The sequence below is a fragment of the Pseudomonas sp. NPDC086566 genome (assembly GCF_050280885.1).
Classification (GTDB): domain Bacteria; phylum Pseudomonadota; class Gammaproteobacteria; order Pseudomonadales; family Pseudomonadaceae; genus Aquipseudomonas; species Aquipseudomonas vlassakiae.
The window spans coordinates 568,587-585,242 of sequence record NZ_JBNNWD010000002.1 but is presented as its reverse complement, the minus strand read 5'-3'; the positions used below and the strand labels follow the sequence as shown (position 1 = coordinate 585,242).

The 16,656-nt window shown below is 62.2% G+C and carries 14 protein-coding genes; 7 read left to right on the top strand and 7 right to left on the bottom strand.

Annotated elements, in window-relative coordinates; genetic code table 11:
- Positions 1-112: 112 nt before the first annotated feature.
- The 6 genes from pqqA (at position 113) to ACQKPS_RS06850 (ending at position 5,122) form a co-directional block, all read left to right on the top strand.
- A complete protein-coding gene (pqqA, locus tag ACQKPS_RS06875) occupies positions 113-184 on the top strand; it encodes a pyrroloquinoline quinone precursor peptide PqqA (RefSeq protein ID WP_003243383.1) in 72 nt (23 codons plus the stop codon).
- Positions 185-264: 80 nt separating this feature from the next.
- The gene (pqqB, locus tag ACQKPS_RS06870; RefSeq protein ID WP_254481707.1) at positions 265-1,176 is read left to right on the top strand and encodes a pyrroloquinoline quinone biosynthesis protein PqqB; all 912 of its coding nucleotides are present in this window, start codon (positions 265-267) and stop codon (positions 1,174-1,176) included.
- A 27-nt stretch (positions 1,177-1,203) separates the two neighbouring features.
- Positions 1,204-1,941: a pyrroloquinoline-quinone synthase PqqC gene (gene pqqC / locus ACQKPS_RS06865; RefSeq protein WP_427603351.1), complete on the top strand. Its 738-nt coding sequence runs from the start codon at positions 1,204-1,206 to the stop codon at positions 1,939-1,941.
- Positions 1,938-2,213: a pyrroloquinoline quinone biosynthesis peptide chaperone PqqD gene (pqqD, locus tag ACQKPS_RS06860; protein ID WP_254481708.1), complete on the top strand. Its 276-nt coding sequence runs from the start codon at positions 1,938-1,940 to the stop codon at positions 2,211-2,213. Before pqqC ends, pqqD begins: the two co-directional genes overlap by 4 nt.
- A complete protein-coding gene (pqqE, locus tag ACQKPS_RS06855) occupies positions 2,185-3,333 on the top strand; it encodes a pyrroloquinoline quinone biosynthesis protein PqqE (protein ID WP_283725020.1) in 1,149 nt (382 codons plus the stop codon). Before pqqD ends, pqqE begins: the two co-directional genes overlap by 29 nt.
- Entirely contained in the window at positions 3,299-5,122 is a 1,824-nt protein-coding gene (locus ACQKPS_RS06850; protein ID WP_427603308.1) for a S9 family peptidase, read from the top strand. Before pqqE ends, ACQKPS_RS06850 begins: the two co-directional genes overlap by 35 nt.
- A 35-nt stretch (positions 5,123-5,157) precedes the next feature.
- Here ACQKPS_RS06850 and ACQKPS_RS06845 read toward each other — a convergent pair whose 3' ends face one another.
- Together ACQKPS_RS06845 and ACQKPS_RS06840 are read right to left on the bottom strand one after the other, a co-directional pair.
- Positions 5,158-5,316, bottom strand: a complete 159-nt coding sequence (locus ACQKPS_RS06845; RefSeq protein WP_009681539.1) for a YqaE/Pmp3 family membrane protein — start codon at positions 5,314-5,316, stop codon at positions 5,158-5,160.
- 138 nt (positions 5,317-5,454) lie between these two features.
- Entirely contained in the window at positions 5,455-6,732 is a 1,278-nt protein-coding gene (locus ACQKPS_RS06840) for an aspartate aminotransferase family protein (protein WP_427603306.1), read from the bottom strand.
- A 211-nt stretch (positions 6,733-6,943) separates the two neighbouring features.
- Here ACQKPS_RS06840 and ACQKPS_RS06835 point away from each other — a divergent pair, with 211 nt between their 5' ends.
- The gene (locus ACQKPS_RS06835) at positions 6,944-7,867 is read left to right on the top strand and encodes a LysR family transcriptional regulator (protein ID WP_283725022.1); all 924 of its coding nucleotides are present in this window, start codon (positions 6,944-6,946) and stop codon (positions 7,865-7,867) included.
- Between the two features lie 245 nt (positions 7,868-8,112).
- On the opposite strand, the gene ACQKPS_RS06830 is transcribed toward ACQKPS_RS06835, so the two are convergent.
- From ACQKPS_RS06830 to ACQKPS_RS06810, 5 genes are all read right to left on the bottom strand, one after another.
- Positions 8,113-9,891, bottom strand: coding sequence for an acyl-CoA dehydrogenase C-terminal domain-containing protein (locus ACQKPS_RS06830; RefSeq protein WP_427603304.1), 1,779 nt, complete (start codon positions 9,889-9,891; stop codon positions 8,113-8,115).
- A 145-nt stretch (positions 9,892-10,036) separates the two neighbouring features.
- Entirely contained in the window at positions 10,037-11,320 is a 1,284-nt protein-coding gene (locus ACQKPS_RS06825) for a GGDEF domain-containing protein (RefSeq protein WP_103448700.1), read from the bottom strand.
- A 202-nt stretch (positions 11,321-11,522) separates the two neighbouring features.
- Complete coding sequence (locus ACQKPS_RS06820) at positions 11,523-13,661, bottom strand: cytochrome-c peroxidase (RefSeq protein WP_427603302.1); 2,139 nt, start codon at positions 13,659-13,661, stop codon at positions 11,523-11,525.
- A 527-nt stretch (positions 13,662-14,188) separates the two neighbouring features.
- The gene (locus tag ACQKPS_RS06815) at positions 14,189-15,994 is read right to left on the bottom strand and encodes a phenylacyl-CoA dehydrogenase (protein WP_427603300.1); all 1,806 of its coding nucleotides are present in this window, start codon (positions 15,992-15,994) and stop codon (positions 14,189-14,191) included.
- A gap of 294 nt (positions 15,995-16,288) precedes the next feature.
- On the bottom strand, positions 16,289-16,585 hold the full coding sequence (locus ACQKPS_RS06810) for a hypothetical protein (RefSeq protein WP_060512164.1): 297 nt from the start codon (positions 16,583-16,585) through the stop codon (positions 16,289-16,291).
- Between the last annotated feature and the right edge of the window lie 71 nt (positions 16,586-16,656).

Below are 16,656 nucleotides of genomic sequence, written 5' to 3'. Positions count from 1 at the left end.
GTACAAATTTTTCTTGTAAGATAACGCTATCTCAGCCAACGGAACCTCCTGCTCCAGGCGGCACCCAACCAATAGCTGAAGTAACCCAACCCCATCCGGAAGGAGAACGCCCATGTGGACCAAACCTGCATACACTGACCTGCGTATCGGCTTCGAAGTGACCATGTACTTCGCCAACCGCTAAGCCCTGCTTTGCGGATCGACGCCTCGGCCCGCCGGGGCGTCGTTGTTTTCCGGATACGGCTTTTCGCAGAAGGAGTGGCCATGTACATCCAGATTCTCGGTTCCGCCGCCGGTGGTGGTTTCCCGCAGTGGAACTGCAACTGCGTCAATTGCAAGGGCTATCGCGACGGCAGCCTGCGCGCCACGGCACGCACCCAGTCGTCAATCGCCCTGTCCGACGACGGTGAGCACTGGATCCTGTGCAATGCCTCGCCTGACATCCGCGCCCAGCTCCAGGCCTTCGCACCGATGCAGCCGGCGCGTGCCCTGCGCGATACCGGGATCAACGCCATCGTCCTGCTCGACAGCCAGATCGACCATACCACCGGCCTGCTCAGCCTGCGCGAAGGCTGCCCGCATCAGGTCTGGTGTACCGACATGGTTCATCAGGACCTGACCAGCGGCTTCCCGCTTTTCAACATGCTCAGCCACTGGAACGGTGGGCTGCAGTGGAACCGCATCGAGCTCGAGGGTAGTTTCGTCATCGACGCCTGCCCTAACCTCACGTTCACCCCTTTCCCCCTGCGCAGCGCCGCGCCGCCCTATTCGCCGCACCGCTTCGACCCCCACCCGGGCGACAACCTCGGCCTGTTGGTCGAAGACACGCGTACTGGCGGCAAGCTGTTCTACGCCCCCGGCCTCGGCCAGGTCGATGCCAGGCTGCTGCAGATGATGCATGGCGCCGACTGCCTGCTGGTCGACGGCACGCTGTGGGAGGATGATGAAATGCAACGCCGTGGTGTCGGCACCCGTACCGGCCGCGAGATGGGCCACCTGGCGCAGAATGGCCCCGGTGGCATGCTCGAAGTGCTCGATGGCTTCGCGCGCCAGCGCAAGGTGCTTATCCACATCAACAACACCAACCCGATCCTCGATGAAGACTCCCCCGAACGCGCCGAAGTCCAGCGCCGCGGTGTCGAAGTCGCCTTCGACGGCATGAGCATCGAGTTGTAAGGAGGCCCCGTGAGCGACGCACTGCCAATGTCACCTGCCGAATTCGAGCAGGCCCTGCGCGCCAAGGGCGCCTACTACCACATCCACCACCCCTATCACGTGGCGATGTACCAAGGCCGCGCCAGCCGCGAACAGATCCAGGGCTGGGTAGCCAACCGTTTCTACTATCAGGTCAACATCCCGATGAAGGACGCCGCGATCCTGGCCAACTGCCCGGACCGCGAGGTACGCCGTGAGTGGATCCAGCGCCTGCTCGACCATGATGGCGCGCCGGGTGAGGATGGCGGTATCGAAGCCTGGCTGCGCCTGGGCCAGGCGGTCGGCCTCGACCCTGACCAGCTACGTTCCCAGGAACTGGTGCTGCCCGGCGTGCGTTTCGCCGTCGATGCCTACGTCAACTTCGCTCGCCGGGCCAGCTGGCAAGAAGCGGCTAGCAGCTCGCTGACCGAACTGTTCGCCCCGCAGATCCACCAGTCACGCCTGGACAGCTGGCCACAGCACTACCCGTGGATCGACCCGGCTGGCTACGAGTACTTCCGCACCCGCCTGGGCCAGGCCCGGCGTGATGTCGAGCACGGCCTGGCGATCACCTTGCAGCACTACACCACCCGCGCGGCCCAGGAGCGTATGCTGGAAATCCTGCAGTTCAAGCTGGATATCCTCTGGAGCATGCTGGATGCCATGAGCATGGCCTACGAGCTGAACCGCCCGCCTTACCACACCGTCACCCCGCAACGGGTCTGGCACAAGGGGATTGCCCTATGAGTTTCGACCGCAAGCAAGTGCCTAGCTGGCGCCCCGGCTATCGCTTCCAGTACGAGCCGGCGCAAAAAGGCCATGTGCTGCTGTACCCCGAGGGCATGATCAAGCTCAACGACAGCGCCGGCCTGATCGGCGGGCTGATCGACGGCAAGCGTGACGTGGCGGCGATCATCAAAGACCTCGAACAACAATTCCCTGGTGTGCCCGAAGTCGCCGACGATATCGAGCAATTCATGGAGGTGGCCCGTGCCGAACACTGGATCGTCCTCGCCTGAGGTACCGGTCGGCCTGCCGCTATGGCTGCTGGCCGAGCTGACCTACCGCTGCCCGCTGCAGTGTCCGTACTGCTCCAACCCACTGGACTTCGCTGCCCAAGGCCAGGAGCTGAGCACTGCACAGTGGTTCAAGGTGATGGCCGAAGCCCGTGAGATGGGCGCCGCGCAGATCGGTTTTTCCGGTGGTGAGCCGCTGGTGCGCCAGGACCTCGCCGAGCTGATCGGCGAGGCCCGTCGGCTGGGCTACTACACCAACCTGATCACCTCTGGCATCGGCCTGACCGAAGCGCGCATCGCCGCTTTCAAGGCGGCCGGGCTGGACCATATCCAGATCAGCTTCCAGGCCAGTGACGAACAGGTCAACAACCTGCTTGCCGGTTCGAAGAAGGCCTTCGCGCAGAAGCTGGAAATGGCCCGCGCGGTAAAGGCCCACGGTTATCCGATGGTGCTCAACTTCGTCACCCACCGGCACAACATCGACAAGATCGACCGCATCATCGAATTGTGCATCGCCCTTGAAGCCGACTTCGTCGAGCTTGCCACCTGCCAGTTCTACGGCTGGGCGCACCTCAACCGCCTGGGCCTGCTACCGACTCGCGCACAGCTCGAACGTGCCGAACGCATCACCAACGAGTACCGGCAGAAGCTCAAGGCCGAGGGCAGCCCGTGCAAGCTGATCTTCGTCACCCCGGATTACTACGAAGAGCGCCCCAAGGCCTGCATGAACGGTTGGGGCAGCCTGTTCCTGACCATCACGCCGGATGGCACAGCCTTGCCCTGCCACGGCGCCCGGCAATTGCCGGTGCAGTTCCCCAACGTGCGCGACCATGACTTGCGCCACATCTGGTACGACTCGTTCGGCTTCAACCGCTTCCGCGGTTACGACTGGATGCCCGAGCCGTGCCGCTCGTGCGATGAGAAGGAAAAGGACTTCGGCGGCTGCCGTTGCCAGGCCTTCATGCTGACCGGTGATGCCAGCAAGGCCGACCCGGTGTGCGCCAAATCTGCTGACCACGGCATAATCCTCAAGGCCCGTGAAGAGGCGGAAACTGCCCAACTTGCCATCGAAGAGCTGACCTTCCGCAATGAGCGCAACTCCCGTGTCATCGTCCGCGGCTGACTTCAGCGCCGCGCAGGCCGTCGCCGCCGGCACCGACTTTGCCGAACTCAAGGTCGGCGACGCTGGCCTGTTCTGGAACGAGTTCCGCCCCGCCGATGGCGCCTGCCGTATCTGGCAGTGGCGTGACCACCAGGCACGTTGCCTCACGCCCGATGGCTTCAGCGCGCGCAGCCGGGTCTATGAATACGGCGGCGGCAGCTTCTGCCTGGGCGGTGACGGGCTGCTGTTCGTCAACGAAAAGGATCAGCAGGTCTATACCCAGCGCCTTGAAGGCGGTGCACCCCGCGCCCTGACCGCCGAAGCCGACTGCCGCTATGGCGATCTGCAGTGGCACGACGGCAAGGTACTGGCAGTCGAAGAGCGCCATGGCGAAAGCGTCGAGCATCGCCTGGTGGCATTGGCCGAGAGGTCCCGCGAGGTGCTCGCCGAAGGGGCTGACTTCTATGCTTCGCCCACGGTCAGCGCTGATGGCCAACGCCTGGCCTGGGTCGAATGGGACCGTCCGGCACAACCCTGGACCGTTACCCGACTGTTGTGCCGCGAGCGCGACGCCAACGGCGACTGGGGAGTTGCCCACTGTATCGCCGCCGAGGATGAATCACTGCAACAGCCGCGTTTCGACGCCGAAGGCCGCTTGTACTGTCTGTCTGACCGCAATGGCTTCTGGCAGCCCTGGGGCGAGTTTGACGACCTCTGGCAGGCGCTGCCGGCCGAGCCCGCCGACCACGCCGCCGCGCCCTGGCAACTGGGCGCCAGCACCTGGATGCCGATAAGCCCGCAACACTATCTGGCCACCTGGTTCGAAGGGGGTATCGGGCAACTGGGACTGCACGATGAAAATGGCCGCATGCAACGCTTCGCCAGCGCCTACACCCGATTCCGCAACCTGGCCATGGATGCCGGGCACCTCTATGCCGTCGCGGCCTCACCGATCAGCCCGCCGGCAGTGATCGCCATTGCCCGTGCCAGCCATGAGGTCACCGTGCTGGCCGGTGGCGCAGAAGTGCTGCCGGCAGCGCACATCAGTTTGCCGCAATCGATCCAGTACCAGAGCGGCGACGCGTTTGCCCATGGTTTTTTCTATCCAGCCACCGCCAGCAAGGGCCCTGCCCCTTTATTGGTGTTTATCCACGGTGGCCCGACCTCGGCCTGCTACCCGGTACTCGACCCACGCATCCAGTACTGGACGCAACGCGGCTTTGCCGTCGCCGACCTGAATTACCGGGGCAGCTCCGGCTATGGCCGGGAATACCGCCAGGCCCTGCACCTGCGGTGGGGCGAAAGCGATGTACAAGATGCCTGTGCCGCCGTCGAGTACCTGGCCGGGCAAGGGCTGATCGACCCCGGCAAGGCCTTCATTCGTGGCGGCAGTGCCGGTGGCTACACCACGCTGTGCGCCCTGGCATTCCACGACGTGTTCCGCGCTGGAGCCAGCCTTTACGGAGTCAGTGATCCGATTGCCCTGGGCCACGCCACGCACAAGTTCGAGGGCGACTACCTGAACTGGCTGATCGGTGACCCCCAGCAGGATGCCGAGCGCTACCGCCAACGCACACCGCTGCTACATGCCTGCAGGATCAAGGTACCGGTGATCTTCTTCCAGGGCGAGCTGGATGCAGTGGTGGTGCCGGAGCAGACGCGCGCCATGCTGCAGGCTCTGCAGGCCAACGGCATCGACGCCGAAGGGCATTTTTATGCCGGGGAAAGGCACGGGTTCCGCAAGGCCGAGAACCTGGCGCATGCGCTGGAAGAGGAGTGGAAATTCTATTGCCGGGTGCTGCAGGGCTGACACCTTGGGGCCGCCGCCTGGCGGCCCCGGTTTACTCAGCGCTTGGCGATGATATACACCGCATGCACGATCCCCGGGATATAGCCCAGCAGGGTCAGCAGTATGTTCAGCCAGAACGCACCGCCAAATCCCACCTGCAGAAACACACCCAGCGGCGGCAGGATAATGGCGATGATGATGCGAATGAAGTCCATGCGGGTTTCTCCTTGAGGGGTTACATCACAGACTAGCCGCGCATTGCAGAGGTTCCACAGGCAAAAAAACGCCCCGGGCCAAATGAAACAGGCACGGGGCGATGCGCAGAAACGCCAGACGGTTCGTTGAGTTCTTGATCAGGCCGGCATTTCGCGGCGGGCCTGTAGTTGCGCATGCAGGCGGGCAAAAGCTCGGGCCAGGCGCAGGAGCATTTCATCGATGTTGCCCTTGCTGACGGTCAACGCTGGCGAGAAACGCACCACATCCGCCTGCGGTGCATTCAGCAGCAAGCCTTCGTGCAAGGCAGCCTCGACCAGTTCCTTGGCGAGGTTTTCCTGCAACTGCAACGCCCACAACAGGCCTTGGCCACGCACCTGACCCTGGCCATAGCGGCCAGCCAGGCGGCTCAGGCCGTCGCGCAAATGGCGGCCGCTGTCTTGCACCTGCTCGAAGAAGCCAGGTTCCAGCACGGTTTCCAGCACGGCCAGGCCGGCGGCGCTCATCAGTGAATTGCCGTGATGGCTACCCTCCAGTTCGCCCGGCTCGGCGCAACAGGCGGTACCGCGAGCGAGCAAGGCTGCCAGAGGCACACCGCCCCCCAGGCCCTTGCCGAGCGTGATGATGTCGGCACGCACGCCGTAGGTCTGCTCTGCCAGCAATGACCCACAGCGACCGATACCGGTCTGTACTTCGTCGAGAATCAGCAGGATGCCCAGTTCCCGGCAGAGCGTTTCCACGCCCTGCAGGTACTCACGTGTAGCCGGAATCACCCCCGCCTCGCCCTGAATTGGCTCAAGCATGATCGCCACGGTGCGCGAATCCACTTCGGCATGCAGCGCCGCCAAGTCGTTGAACGGCACCTTGCTGAAGCCCGGCAGGCCCGGTTCGCAGCGGTTGCATGGCAGCGGGTCGGAGGCCGACAGCGCGCCCAGGCTACGGCCATGGCAGGCCTGGCTGGCAGTGATGATGTGGTAGGCGCCGTTACGGTTCAGCTGGCCCCACTTGCGCGCCAGCTTGATCGCCCCCTCACAGGCCTCGGCACCGCTGTTGAGCAGGTAGGCCTGGTCGCTGCCAGTGCTCTGGCACAGGCGGTTGACCAGCGCCAACAGGCCACGGCTGTGGTAACCCGCACCAGGGTTGATCAGCGCCTGGGCCTGGTTGCCCAAGGCTTTGACCAGCGCCGTCGGGCTGTGCCCAAGGCTGTTGACTGCACCGCCCTGGGTGAAGTCCAGGTAGGCATGCCCTTCGTTGTCCCACAACCAGGAGCCCTGGCCACGCACGAACACCTGCGCAGCACGCTCGGTGCTCGGCATCAGACGCTCACGCGACAACTGCGGCGCATCCGCCACAAACGCCGGCGCACGCTTGGGCTCGGCAACTGCGGGAGCCGAACGGCGCAGGTTGAACAGATTCATCGGGGCTCCACCCAATCATGAAAAAGATAGCCAGGGATCCGGTCGGGTTGCCGACGCTGGATAATTTTGTCTTGCCTATCAAAAGTGTTTTTCAAATGCGGTAACAATGCGCTCAGCGATTGCTGTAAGCCATTGGAATACCGCGATAGACTAGGCTTCAGCGGCGCTTGCGGCCATTTCGTTTTCCCAGCTTTTTCGATAAGTGATACTTATGGATTTTCGCCAACTGCGTTATTTCGTCGCGGTGTATGAAGAAGGCCATGTCGGCCGCGCCGCCGAACGTTTGTCGCTGTCGCAACCGGCACTGTCACAGCAGATTCGCCAGCTTGAGCACAGCCTCGATCTCAGCCTGTTCGAACGTAGCAACAAACGCCTGCTGCCGACCCTGGCCGCGCACACCCTGTACAACCATGCCCTGCCGCTGCTCGATGGCCTGCAGCGCGCCCATGAGGCCATGCGCAACTTCAAGGGTCAGTCATTGCGCACCTTGGCCATCGGTGTGCTGCAGACCGTGCGGCCAAGCCTGGTGCCACAGCTGCTGGAGCGTGTGCGCAAGGCACAGCCGCATCTGGTGGTGCAAATCTATGAGTTGTCGGGGCTGGAGATCGAACGGAGGCTGCTCAATGGCAACCTCGACATCGGCATCAGCTACCTGCCACCGCGCCAGCCTGGGTTGCACGGTTCGCTGCTGTACGAAGATGAGTTGCAAGTGGTCATCCCGGACACCCACCCTTTGAAGGACTTCAAGAAAGTCTCGATCAGGCAGGCCGCCGAACTGCCCATGCTGATGCTCGGTGAGGAATTCCAGATCCGCCAGATCTGGAAGGAACAACTGGCTGCACAGGGCCGCCGACCGCAGGTGCAAGCCGAAATGAACAACATGGCAGGGATTCTCGACAGCCTGGCGCATACCTCGCTGGCGACCATTCTGCCAGGGCGGGCCAAGGATGCTGCCGAAGATGATCAGGGCTTGCTATGGAAACCACTCAGCGAGCCACGCGTGCCGCTCAAGGTCGGCTTGGTGTTTCGTGATGCCCAGCGCCAGCAGGCCTCGGTGGAGCTGCTGCGCACGCTGCTGGAAGAGGAGACCGATGCCCGACAGCTGGGCGCCCCGCCGCTGGATGTGCTTGGCTGAAAACATGCAGACGAAGAAAACCCCGCCGAAGCGGGGTTCTCTAGACTGTTTCCCTGTGACATCCCTATCGCCCCGCCATCCTGGCAGGAAATCCTTCGTTGTCCCTGTTCTGTCCTTTGCGCTTCCTGCGCAACGTCCATGTACAAAGATTAACCGTGGATCCAATCTGGCACCAGTGGCGAAAAGTCACCACGTAATGTAGGAAAAGGCTTACAAGAAGTAGTCTTTCGCAAACATTGAGTCAGTCAGAACTGCTCGGCATCCAGCAGGTACAGCGACTCGCTGCCTGCCTTCACCGAAGCCACCAGCGAGCCCACCCGCGGCAGCAGCCGTGCGAAGTAGAACCGCGCCGTGCCCAGCTTGGCCGAATAGAACGCCTCGTCGCCCTCAGCCGCCTTGGCCGCCCGTGCCATCAGCGCCCACATGTAGGCATAGGCTACATAACCAAAGACATGCAGGTACTCGACCGACGCGGCACCGATCTCATTCGGGTTGCCCTTGGCCTGTTCCAGCACCCATTCGGTCAGCCCATCGAGCTGATCCAGGCAGGCGCCCAGCGGCTGGGTAAACTCGTCCAGCTGGCCATCCGCGCTGGCAATGAACTGGCGAATCTCGTCAGAGAACAGCGTGTAGTAGGCCCCACCGCTGGCCACCACCTTGCGCCCCATGAGGTCCAGTGCCTGGATACCGTTGGTGCCTTCGTAAATCTGGGTGATACGCACATCGCGCACCAGTTGCTCCTGGCCCCACTCGCGAATGTAGCCATGGCCACCGAATACCTGCTGGCCATGCACCGTGCACTCCAGGCCAAGGTCGGTGAGGAAGGCCTTGGCCACCGGGGTCAGCAGGGCTACCAGCTCTTCGCTGCGTTTGCGCGTTGCCGGGTCCTGGCTGTACTTGGCGCTGTCGAGCTGCATCGCCACGTAGGTGGAGAAGGCACGACCGCCCTCGATCAGCGCCTTCATGGTCAGCAGCATGCGCCGCACATCGGGGTGGACGATGATCGGGTCGGCGGCCTTGTCCTTGGCTTGCGGCCCGGTCGGGGCGCGGCTCTGCAGGCGATCACGGGCGTATTCCACGGCGTTCTGGTAGGAGCGCTCGGCCGACGCCAGGCCTTGGATACCCACGCCCAGGCGCTCGTAGTTCATCATGGTGAACATCGCCGCCAAGCCCTTGTTCGGCTCGCCGACGATGTAGCCGACCGCCTCGTCGAAGTTCATCACGCAGGTCGCCGAGGCCTGGATGCCCATCTTGTGCTCGATCGAGCCGCAGGTGGCCGGGTTGCGCGCACCGAGGCTGCCGTCTTCGTTGACCAGGAACTTCGGCACCAGGAACAGCGAGATGCCTTTGGGCCCCGCCGGTGCATCCGGCAGCTTGGCCAGCACCAGGTGGATGATGTTCTCGGTCAGGTCATGCTCGCCGCCGGTGATGAAGATCTTGGTGCCGCTGACCTTATAGCTACCGTCGGCCTGGGGCTCGGCCTTGGTGCGGATGATGCCCAAGTCGGTACCGGCATGCGGTTCGGTCAGGCACATGGAGCCTGCCCAGACACCGGCGTACATGTTGGGCAGGTACTTTTCCTTCAGGGCCTCACTGGCGTGGGCATTGATCGACAGGCAGGCGCCGGCGGTCAGCATCGGGTACAGGCCGAATGCCAGGCTCGAGGCGTTGACCATTTCCTCGACCTGGGCCGAGATCGCCTTGGGCATGCCCATGCCGCCGAACAGCGGGTCACCGCCCACGCCCACCCAACCGCCTTCGGCGTAGGTGTTGTAGGCCTCGATGAAACCGGCCGGGGTACGCACGGCACCGTTGTCCCAGTGGCAGCCTTCTTCGTCGGCGGCACGGCTGAGGGGGGCGATGCTCTTGCTGGTGACCTTGCCGGCTTCTTCAAGCACAGCCATGGCGGTTTCCGCATCGACCGCCTCGGCCAGTTCGGGCAACTGCGCCCACAACTCGGCCACATTGAAGACTTCATTCAGTACGAAGCGCATGTCGCGCAGGGGCGCTTTATAGTCAGCCATGACAACCTCTCGCTGGTCGGGTCGGGGCGGCCACACGGACCGCGGCACGGGGTTCGTAAAACAAACAACCCGGGGTTGAATCCAGTGTAACCGAACAACTTTTGCGAGACATAGGGTCATCACGCGACCGCATGGTCTATTTAGGTCACGCCATCCGCACCGCGCCACGCTGGGATTGTTGACCATAGACCATGACACAGTTACGGCCCGCACCCTTGGCACTGTAGAGCGCCTGGTCGGCGGACTTGAGCACCTCTTCCGGGTTGCGATGATCGACCAGGCGTTCGGCGACACCGATGCTGATGGTTACCGAAACCGTGCCGCCCGCGCTGCCACTGCGGCGCTGACGCCCGGTGGAATCGTCCTGCGGCCGGCTGTTCTGGTCACGCAGGTGCATGGTGTAGTTGGCGATCATCTCGCGCACCGCTTCAACGTGCGGCACGCACTCTTCTGCCGTCTTGCCGGCGAACACCAGGGCAAACTCTTCGCCCCCATAGCGATAAGCGCGGCCCCCGCCGGTCACCTTGGACAACCGGCTGGCGACCAGCCGCAGCACTTGGTCACCGACATCGTGGCCGTGGGTGTCGTTGAATTTCTTGAAGTGGTCGACGTCGGTCATCGCGATCACGTAGTTGCGACCCAGGCGTTGCATGCGCTCGTTCAGCGCACGGCGCCCCGGCAACCCGGTAAGTTCGTCACGGAAGGCCATCTGGTAGGCCTCGTGCGATACCGCAGCGGCAATCATGAGCATTACCTGGCTGCACATGATGTTCAGGGTGAACGGCAGGATGAAGGTCTTGGGCAGCATCCAGAAAATACCGACCAGGCCGATCAGCTGTGCCGCATGCAGCGGCCGCGGCTCGCGCAGGTATTGCACGACCAGCAGGACGAACACCACGAAGAACACCGGGTAGACCATCTGGATCAGGCTCATCCACTGGCCGTGCAACGAGGGCCAGCGGATCTCCGCCAACCAGGCCAGCAGCGCCTGCGGGAAGCTCTGTTCCAGGGCCACGGCCACGCTGCCGACGGCGAACAGCACCGCGAAGCGGGCCAACAGGTCCTGCGCCAGGTGAGTGCGTTCCTGCCAGGCGCCGAACAGGCCGTACAGGGCAGGCAGCAACAGGCACACCAGGTGGAAGATCACGGCTGCGTCCTCGCGCACGCGGCCATTGTCACGGTAGAAATCGGTCTGGGTGTCGAGCAGGAAATAAGCGATGTACACCGTCACCATCAGGAACAGCTCACGCTGGCGGCGATACACGGCGCAGTAGGCGCCACCCAGCAGCAGGACCAAGGTGGGCAGAACATTGAACAGGGATGTGAAGAAGACGCTTAGGTCTCTTACATAAGCCGCCGCGAGCCCAGCCAGCAGCAAAAACAGCGAAGGCAGGAAATGGCTCGCGCGAACAGCGTTTAGACGAAACAAGGGTAATCTCCGACCCGGCAGATCAATAATAGCATTGTGCCTCTAGTTCATCGGCAGCACACGTGAATAGATGAATACACCGGTGGGTTAACGGCAGCGAGGGTCGAGCGCTTGAGGTTTTCTTGTAACGGGATCTTTACCGGGTGCTGAAAAAAGCATCACTGGCCTCCAGCGGACACCAGTGATGCAAAGGGGAACAGCGCTACAAGTCGTTGTTGAAGGGCAGCAGCGGCCCCTGCGCAGTGGAGCGACCCGAGGCACCGACCGCATTGAGCTGGAATTCGGCGTCTTGTGCTTGCCGGGAGGTGATCTGTGCACTGGCAGGTTTTTGCCCGACCGAGTTTTCATCGCCCTTTTCACCCTGTGGCAGCACAAGGGATGGATGATCGAACGGCGCCCGCTCCCAAGCCACGCGCGGATCGGTCAAGCCGACTTCCATGAACTTGACCAGTGCATCCACCTCATCCGCCGTCAGGTTCAGCGGGGTCATGTCCGGATCAAGGTTGGAGCCGTTGTGCTGGTTGACTGCCGGGTGCTCGAAGCCGCTGGTGTTGCTGGCGTCTTCGCCGCGCCGGTCACCGCCCCGGTTGTAGAACTCCATCACCTGCTGCAGCGTTGCCCGGCTGCCGTTGTGGAAGTACGGCCCGGTCAAGGCGATGTTGCGCAGGGTCGGGGTCTTGAAGGCGCCATCGACAGAGTCGCGGAAACCGACGCTGGGCTTGAGCGTCGGGTCGCAGGGGACTGCTGCGCTCAGTGGCACTTCGAAGGTGCACACATCGACCTCCAGTGGGTCGGGAATATTCCCCCCTTGCAGTTGGGTGTTGTACTCGCGGGTGAAGGACAATGGATTACCCCAGGCGTCCGAGCCCCCCAGGGCCAGATCCTCTGAGGTAGGGCGCACACCGGTGTTGTAGAACCCGTTATCGTAGAGTGTGGTCAGGCCGTCAGCCATGACCATGCGCTCGACGCGCTCATGCGGCTGGAACAGCAGCCTGCTGCCCGCGTTGGTCAACTCCGCACCACCATGGCAGCTCACGCATTTGCCCTTGCCCAGGAACAGGTTCATGCCCTGCACCTGCTGGGCATTCATGGCGGTGTGGTCGCCCTGCAGATAGGCATCCAGTGGCGCCTGGTCGGAGATCAGCGTGGATTCGTACATCTGGATCGCCAGCCCGAAGAACAACGGGAAGTTCGCCTCCATCTGGGTATAAGGCTCGCTGCCCAGCAAGACCGGCTGCGTGGCATTCCACAGGCGAGGCTGGAAGGCGTTCTTGATCAATTCGCGATAGGTTGGCCGGCGGGCACTGGAGACGGGGCCGAGTACCGAGTCGGTGGGCGAAATCTTCTGCCCCTTGAGCATCATGGTGTCGAGCATGCGCCGGCCAATGTCGGCGAAAGTACGCCCGCCACAAGACATTTCCACCGCGCTGCCGGGAGGCCCGACGGCTTGCGAAGCGGCCGAGGCATCCTTGAGAGCCAGGCGTACCTTGACCGCCGCGCCACTGGCATCCTTGGTCACGAAGATCCCGGCGTCAGGGTCACGGTTACCGAACGGCGAGAAGCCGTTGAATACGTTGTTGGCCCGGCCGTCCCAGAAGTTGCGCACGTTGAATGCCGCGTTGATCACCGATGGCGCATTGCGTCCGGTGGCGCGCCGCACGTTGATGCCGCCCACCTGGAAAATACCGTCCGGCTGCTGGGTGCACTTGTCGAAGCGCGACTGGCGGGGTTTGACAAAGTTGGCGTCGAACACACCTTGCGAGCCGATGACGTCATCGCTCGAATAGACAATCGCCGAGTTACGGTCCAGAGGATTGGCCAGTACGTGGGTCGGGAAGTCGCCCTTTTTCAACGTGTAGTTGGGGCCGCCCTTGCCACCGGAGCGGGTGGTGTAACTCGGCACGTCACCCGGAATGTCGCCTGCCGTGAACGGCTTGTTGAAGATCGATGCGACGTTGGCATTGGTATTGGCCTGCCCCGGGTTGATCTGGTTGGTGACCCGGTGATCGACACCTGCGTGGTAGTGGCATGAAGCGCAGGCGGTGGCGCCGTCACTGCCGATCGCCATGTCCCAGAACAACGCCTTGCCCAAAAGCACTACCGCCCCGCGATTGATCACGTAATCGGACATCAGGTCGACTTTGCGGCCACCTTCGGTACCGGAGGGATCCGGCGGCGTCATGCCCCGCAGTGACTGCAGGCTGGGCACATCCGGGACGACCGGAACGGTCCCGGCCGGGTCCGCGGCCCGTACGCTGGTCAAAGGAAGGCCGGCGGCGAATGTCATCGCTATCGCACAGGCCAGGCGGGGGACGCGCAAGTTACTCAGATAGTCGACCATGATGGACTTCCCGACGGCTCAGGTTTTTCAGGCTGTTGGTTCGCGCAACGAAGTGCGCTTAATGCCACCATAGCTGTAACAAAGTATTTCGACACGAAACATTCAATGGTTTTTTAGACCAGTTTATTTTGTCGGCAATACCAAGAAATACTGAAATTTAAAATTCCTCAGTTCCGGTGCAAATCAGCCCCAATAGTGGGTGGCATGCCCCACATCGTATTCACGAACCATTCACAAAAATGACGAAAGCCCCGGCACACAAAGGGCCTGACGCTAAAAGGGACTACCAGACAGCATCTGGCAATGTATTTGCTACTGCAGTGAACAGGGGGTGAAATTAATAATGGAGATGAATTCACCCAAACCAGAAAACACAGAACACTAAGCCTGCGCATTTTCAAAAGTTGCGCTGCGCCAGCTATTGTAATCTGGAAAAAAGACCCGCCCGAATACCTAAAGATAAAAAATAAGCAAAAAAAAAACGCCGCTCGGCAGGAGCGGCGTTTTTTTCAGTAACTCACCCGAGTTTAGTAACCCAGAGAGAAGTCTTCTTCCTTCATGTCCATCAGGTTGTTGGCGCCCGACAGCATGGTGGCGACGTGAGTCCGGGTACGCGGCAGGATGCGCTGGAAGTAGAAGCGCGCAGTCTGCAGCTTGGCTGTGTAGAAGGCTTCTTCGCTGGTGCCGGCTGCCAGTTTTTCCGCCGCCAGGCGAGCGATGTCAGCCCAGAAGTAGGCCAGGCACGCGTAACCGGAGTACATCAGGTAATCCACCGACGCGGCGCCGACTTCCTCGCGGTCCTTCATCGCGGCCATGCCCACTTTCATGGTCAGCTCGCCCCACTCCTTGTTCAGCGCAGCCAATGGCTCGACGAACTCCTTGACCGCGTCATTGCCTTCCTGCGCCTGGCAGAACTTGTGCACGATCTTGGTGAAGCCCTTGAGCGCTTCGCCCTGGGTCATCAGCACCTTGCGGCCCAGCAGGTCAAGGGCCTGGATACCGGTGGTGCCCTCGTACAGCATGGAGATGCGGCTGTCGCGCACGTTCTGTTCCATGCCCCATTCGGCGATGAAGCCGTGGCCACCGTAGATCTGCACGCCATGGTTGGCGGCCTCGAAGCCGACTTCGGTCATGAAGGCCTTGGCGATCGGGGTCAGGAAGGCCAGCAGGGCATCCGCCTTCTTGCGCTCTTCCTCGTCCTGGCTGTACTTGACGATGTCCACCTGCTTGGCAGTGAAGTACACCATCGCACGGTTGCCTTCAGCGAAGGCCTTCATGGTCAGCAGCATGCGACGCACGTCGGGGTGGACGATGATCGGGTCAGCGGCCTTGTCCGGCGCTTTCGGGCCGGTCAGGGAGCGCATCTGCAGGCGCTCACGGGCGTATTTCAGGCCACCCTGGAACGCCACTTCGGCATGGGCCAGGCCTTGCAGCGCAGTACCCAGGCGTGCGGTGTTCATGAAGGTGAACATGCAATTCAGGCCTTTGTTGGCCGGGCCGATCAGGTAGCCAGTGGCACCGTCGAAGTTCATCACGCAGGTAGCGTTGCCGTGGATGCCCATCTTGTGTTCGATCGAGCCACAGCTCACGCCGTTGCGCTCACCCACGCCGCCTTCGGCGTTGGGCAGGAACTTCGGCACGATGAACAGCGAAATGCCCTTGGTACCCGCCGGGGCATCTGGCAGACGCGCCAGCACGATGTGGACGATGTTTTCGGCCATGTCGTGTTCGCCGGCCGAGATGAAGATCTTGGTGCCGGACACTTTGTAGCTGCCATCGGCCTGTGGCTCAGCCTTGGTGCGCAGCATGCCCAGGTCGGTACCGCAGTGTGGCTCGGTCAGGCACATGGTGCCGGTCCACTCGCCGGACACCAGCTTGGTCAGGTAGGTGTGCTGCTGCTCGGCGGTGCCGTGGGCGGAGATGGTGTTCATCGCGCCGTGAGACAGGCCTGGATACATACCCCAGGACCAGTTCGAACCACCGACCATTTCGCTCAGGGCCAGGCCCAGCGACTCCGGCAGGCCCTGGCCGCCGTGCTCGACGTCATGCGCCAGGCTCGGCCAGCCACCTTCGACGAACTGCTGGTAGGCTTCCTTGAAACCGGTCGGTGTCTTCACGCCCGACTCGCTCCAGGTGCAGCCTTCCTGATCCCCGATACGGTTCAGCGGCGACAGCACCTGCTCACAGAACTTCGCGCCTTCTTCGAGGATCGCGTCGACCATGTCGGGCGTTGCGTCCTGGCAACCCGGCAGGCTCTGATAGTGCGCCTCGTAGCCGAGCAGCTCGTCGCGGACGAAACGAATATCACGCAAGGGGGCTTTGTAATCAGGCATTGCGATGAACCTCTGTGATGAGTTCGGTAGGGGGACCGCTGAGGCCAACCAGCTCTTGTCGGCTTTGGGTCAAACAGTTGTTTGAAACTTACGTTTAGGACAGCCTGATGTCAAGAAGGGACTATGGTGCCATTTACGCCGCGAAAGATGGCGTTTATGCCATTGTATGAAACCACAGCCAGAAACGACTGTGGGAGCGGGTTTACCCGCGAAAGGGCCAGCCCAGACACTGAAGTCTGGGTCGACGCATTCGCGGGTAAACCCGCTCCCACAGGGACGCCAGGGGGTCTGGAATCAGGCGTAGGTATCGATGAACCGCCCGAGCATTTCGTCGGAAGCCTTGGCCACCTTGGCGCCCAGTTCGACCTCGGTCTTGCCCAGGGCCAATTGCACGGTGCTGGTTGCCAGGTCCATCTGCTGGCTGCGGTCTACCCCTCGCAGGCGCTCGGCCTGAAAGTCGCTGGACTGGCTGGTAGCGGCACGCTCGACCGAGGCATTGGCGATCTGGCCGGCGGCCTGATCGACCCGGTTCTGGCCGTTGTAGATGGCATTGAGGCCCGCGTAATACGCGGTGCTGCCGGTGATTTCCATGTCAGAACTCCAATGACGCTGGATGTGAACATGGCAATTAAAGCAGGCCAGACGCGAAAAGGCCCGTTTAA

What these genes read in the sequence shown, in the direction of transcription:
- ACQKPS_RS06830 (WP_427603304.1), bottom strand. Translation starts at nt 9,891, where the DNA reads ATGGCTGACTATAAAGCGCCCCTGCGCGACATGCGCTTCGTACTGAAT.
- ACQKPS_RS06840 (WP_427603306.1), bottom strand. Translation starts at nt 6,732, where the DNA reads ATGAATCTGTTCAACCTGCGCCGTTCGGCTCCCGCAGTTGCCGAGCCC.
- ACQKPS_RS06820 (WP_427603302.1), bottom strand. Translation starts at nt 13,661, where the DNA reads ATGGTCGACTATCTGAGTAACTTGCGCGTCCCCCGCCTGGCCTGTGCG.
- ACQKPS_RS06845 (WP_009681539.1), bottom strand. Translation starts at nt 5,316, where the DNA reads ATGGACTTCATTCGCATCATCATCGCCATTATCCTGCCGCCGCTGGGT.
- ACQKPS_RS06810 (WP_060512164.1), bottom strand. Translation starts at nt 16,585, where the DNA reads ATGGAAATCACCGGCAGCACCGCGTATTACGCGGGCCTCAATGCCATC.
- pqqB (WP_254481707.1), top strand. Translation starts at nt 265, where the DNA reads ATGTACATCCAGATTCTCGGTTCCGCCGCCGGTGGTGGTTTCCCGCAG.
- pqqD (WP_254481708.1), top strand. Translation starts at nt 1,938, where the DNA reads ATGAGTTTCGACCGCAAGCAAGTGCCTAGCTGGCGCCCCGGCTATCGC.
- ACQKPS_RS06835 (WP_283725022.1), top strand. Translation starts at nt 6,944, where the DNA reads ATGGATTTTCGCCAACTGCGTTATTTCGTCGCGGTGTATGAAGAAGGC.
- pqqC (WP_427603351.1), top strand. Translation starts at nt 1,204, where the DNA reads ATGTCACCTGCCGAATTCGAGCAGGCCCTGCGCGCCAAGGGCGCCTAC.
- ACQKPS_RS06850 (WP_427603308.1), top strand. Translation starts at nt 3,299, where the DNA reads ATGAGCGCAACTCCCGTGTCATCGTCCGCGGCTGACTTCAGCGCCGCG.
- ACQKPS_RS06815 (WP_427603300.1), bottom strand. Translation starts at nt 15,994, where the DNA reads ATGCCTGATTACAAAGCCCCCTTGCGTGATATTCGTTTCGTCCGCGAC.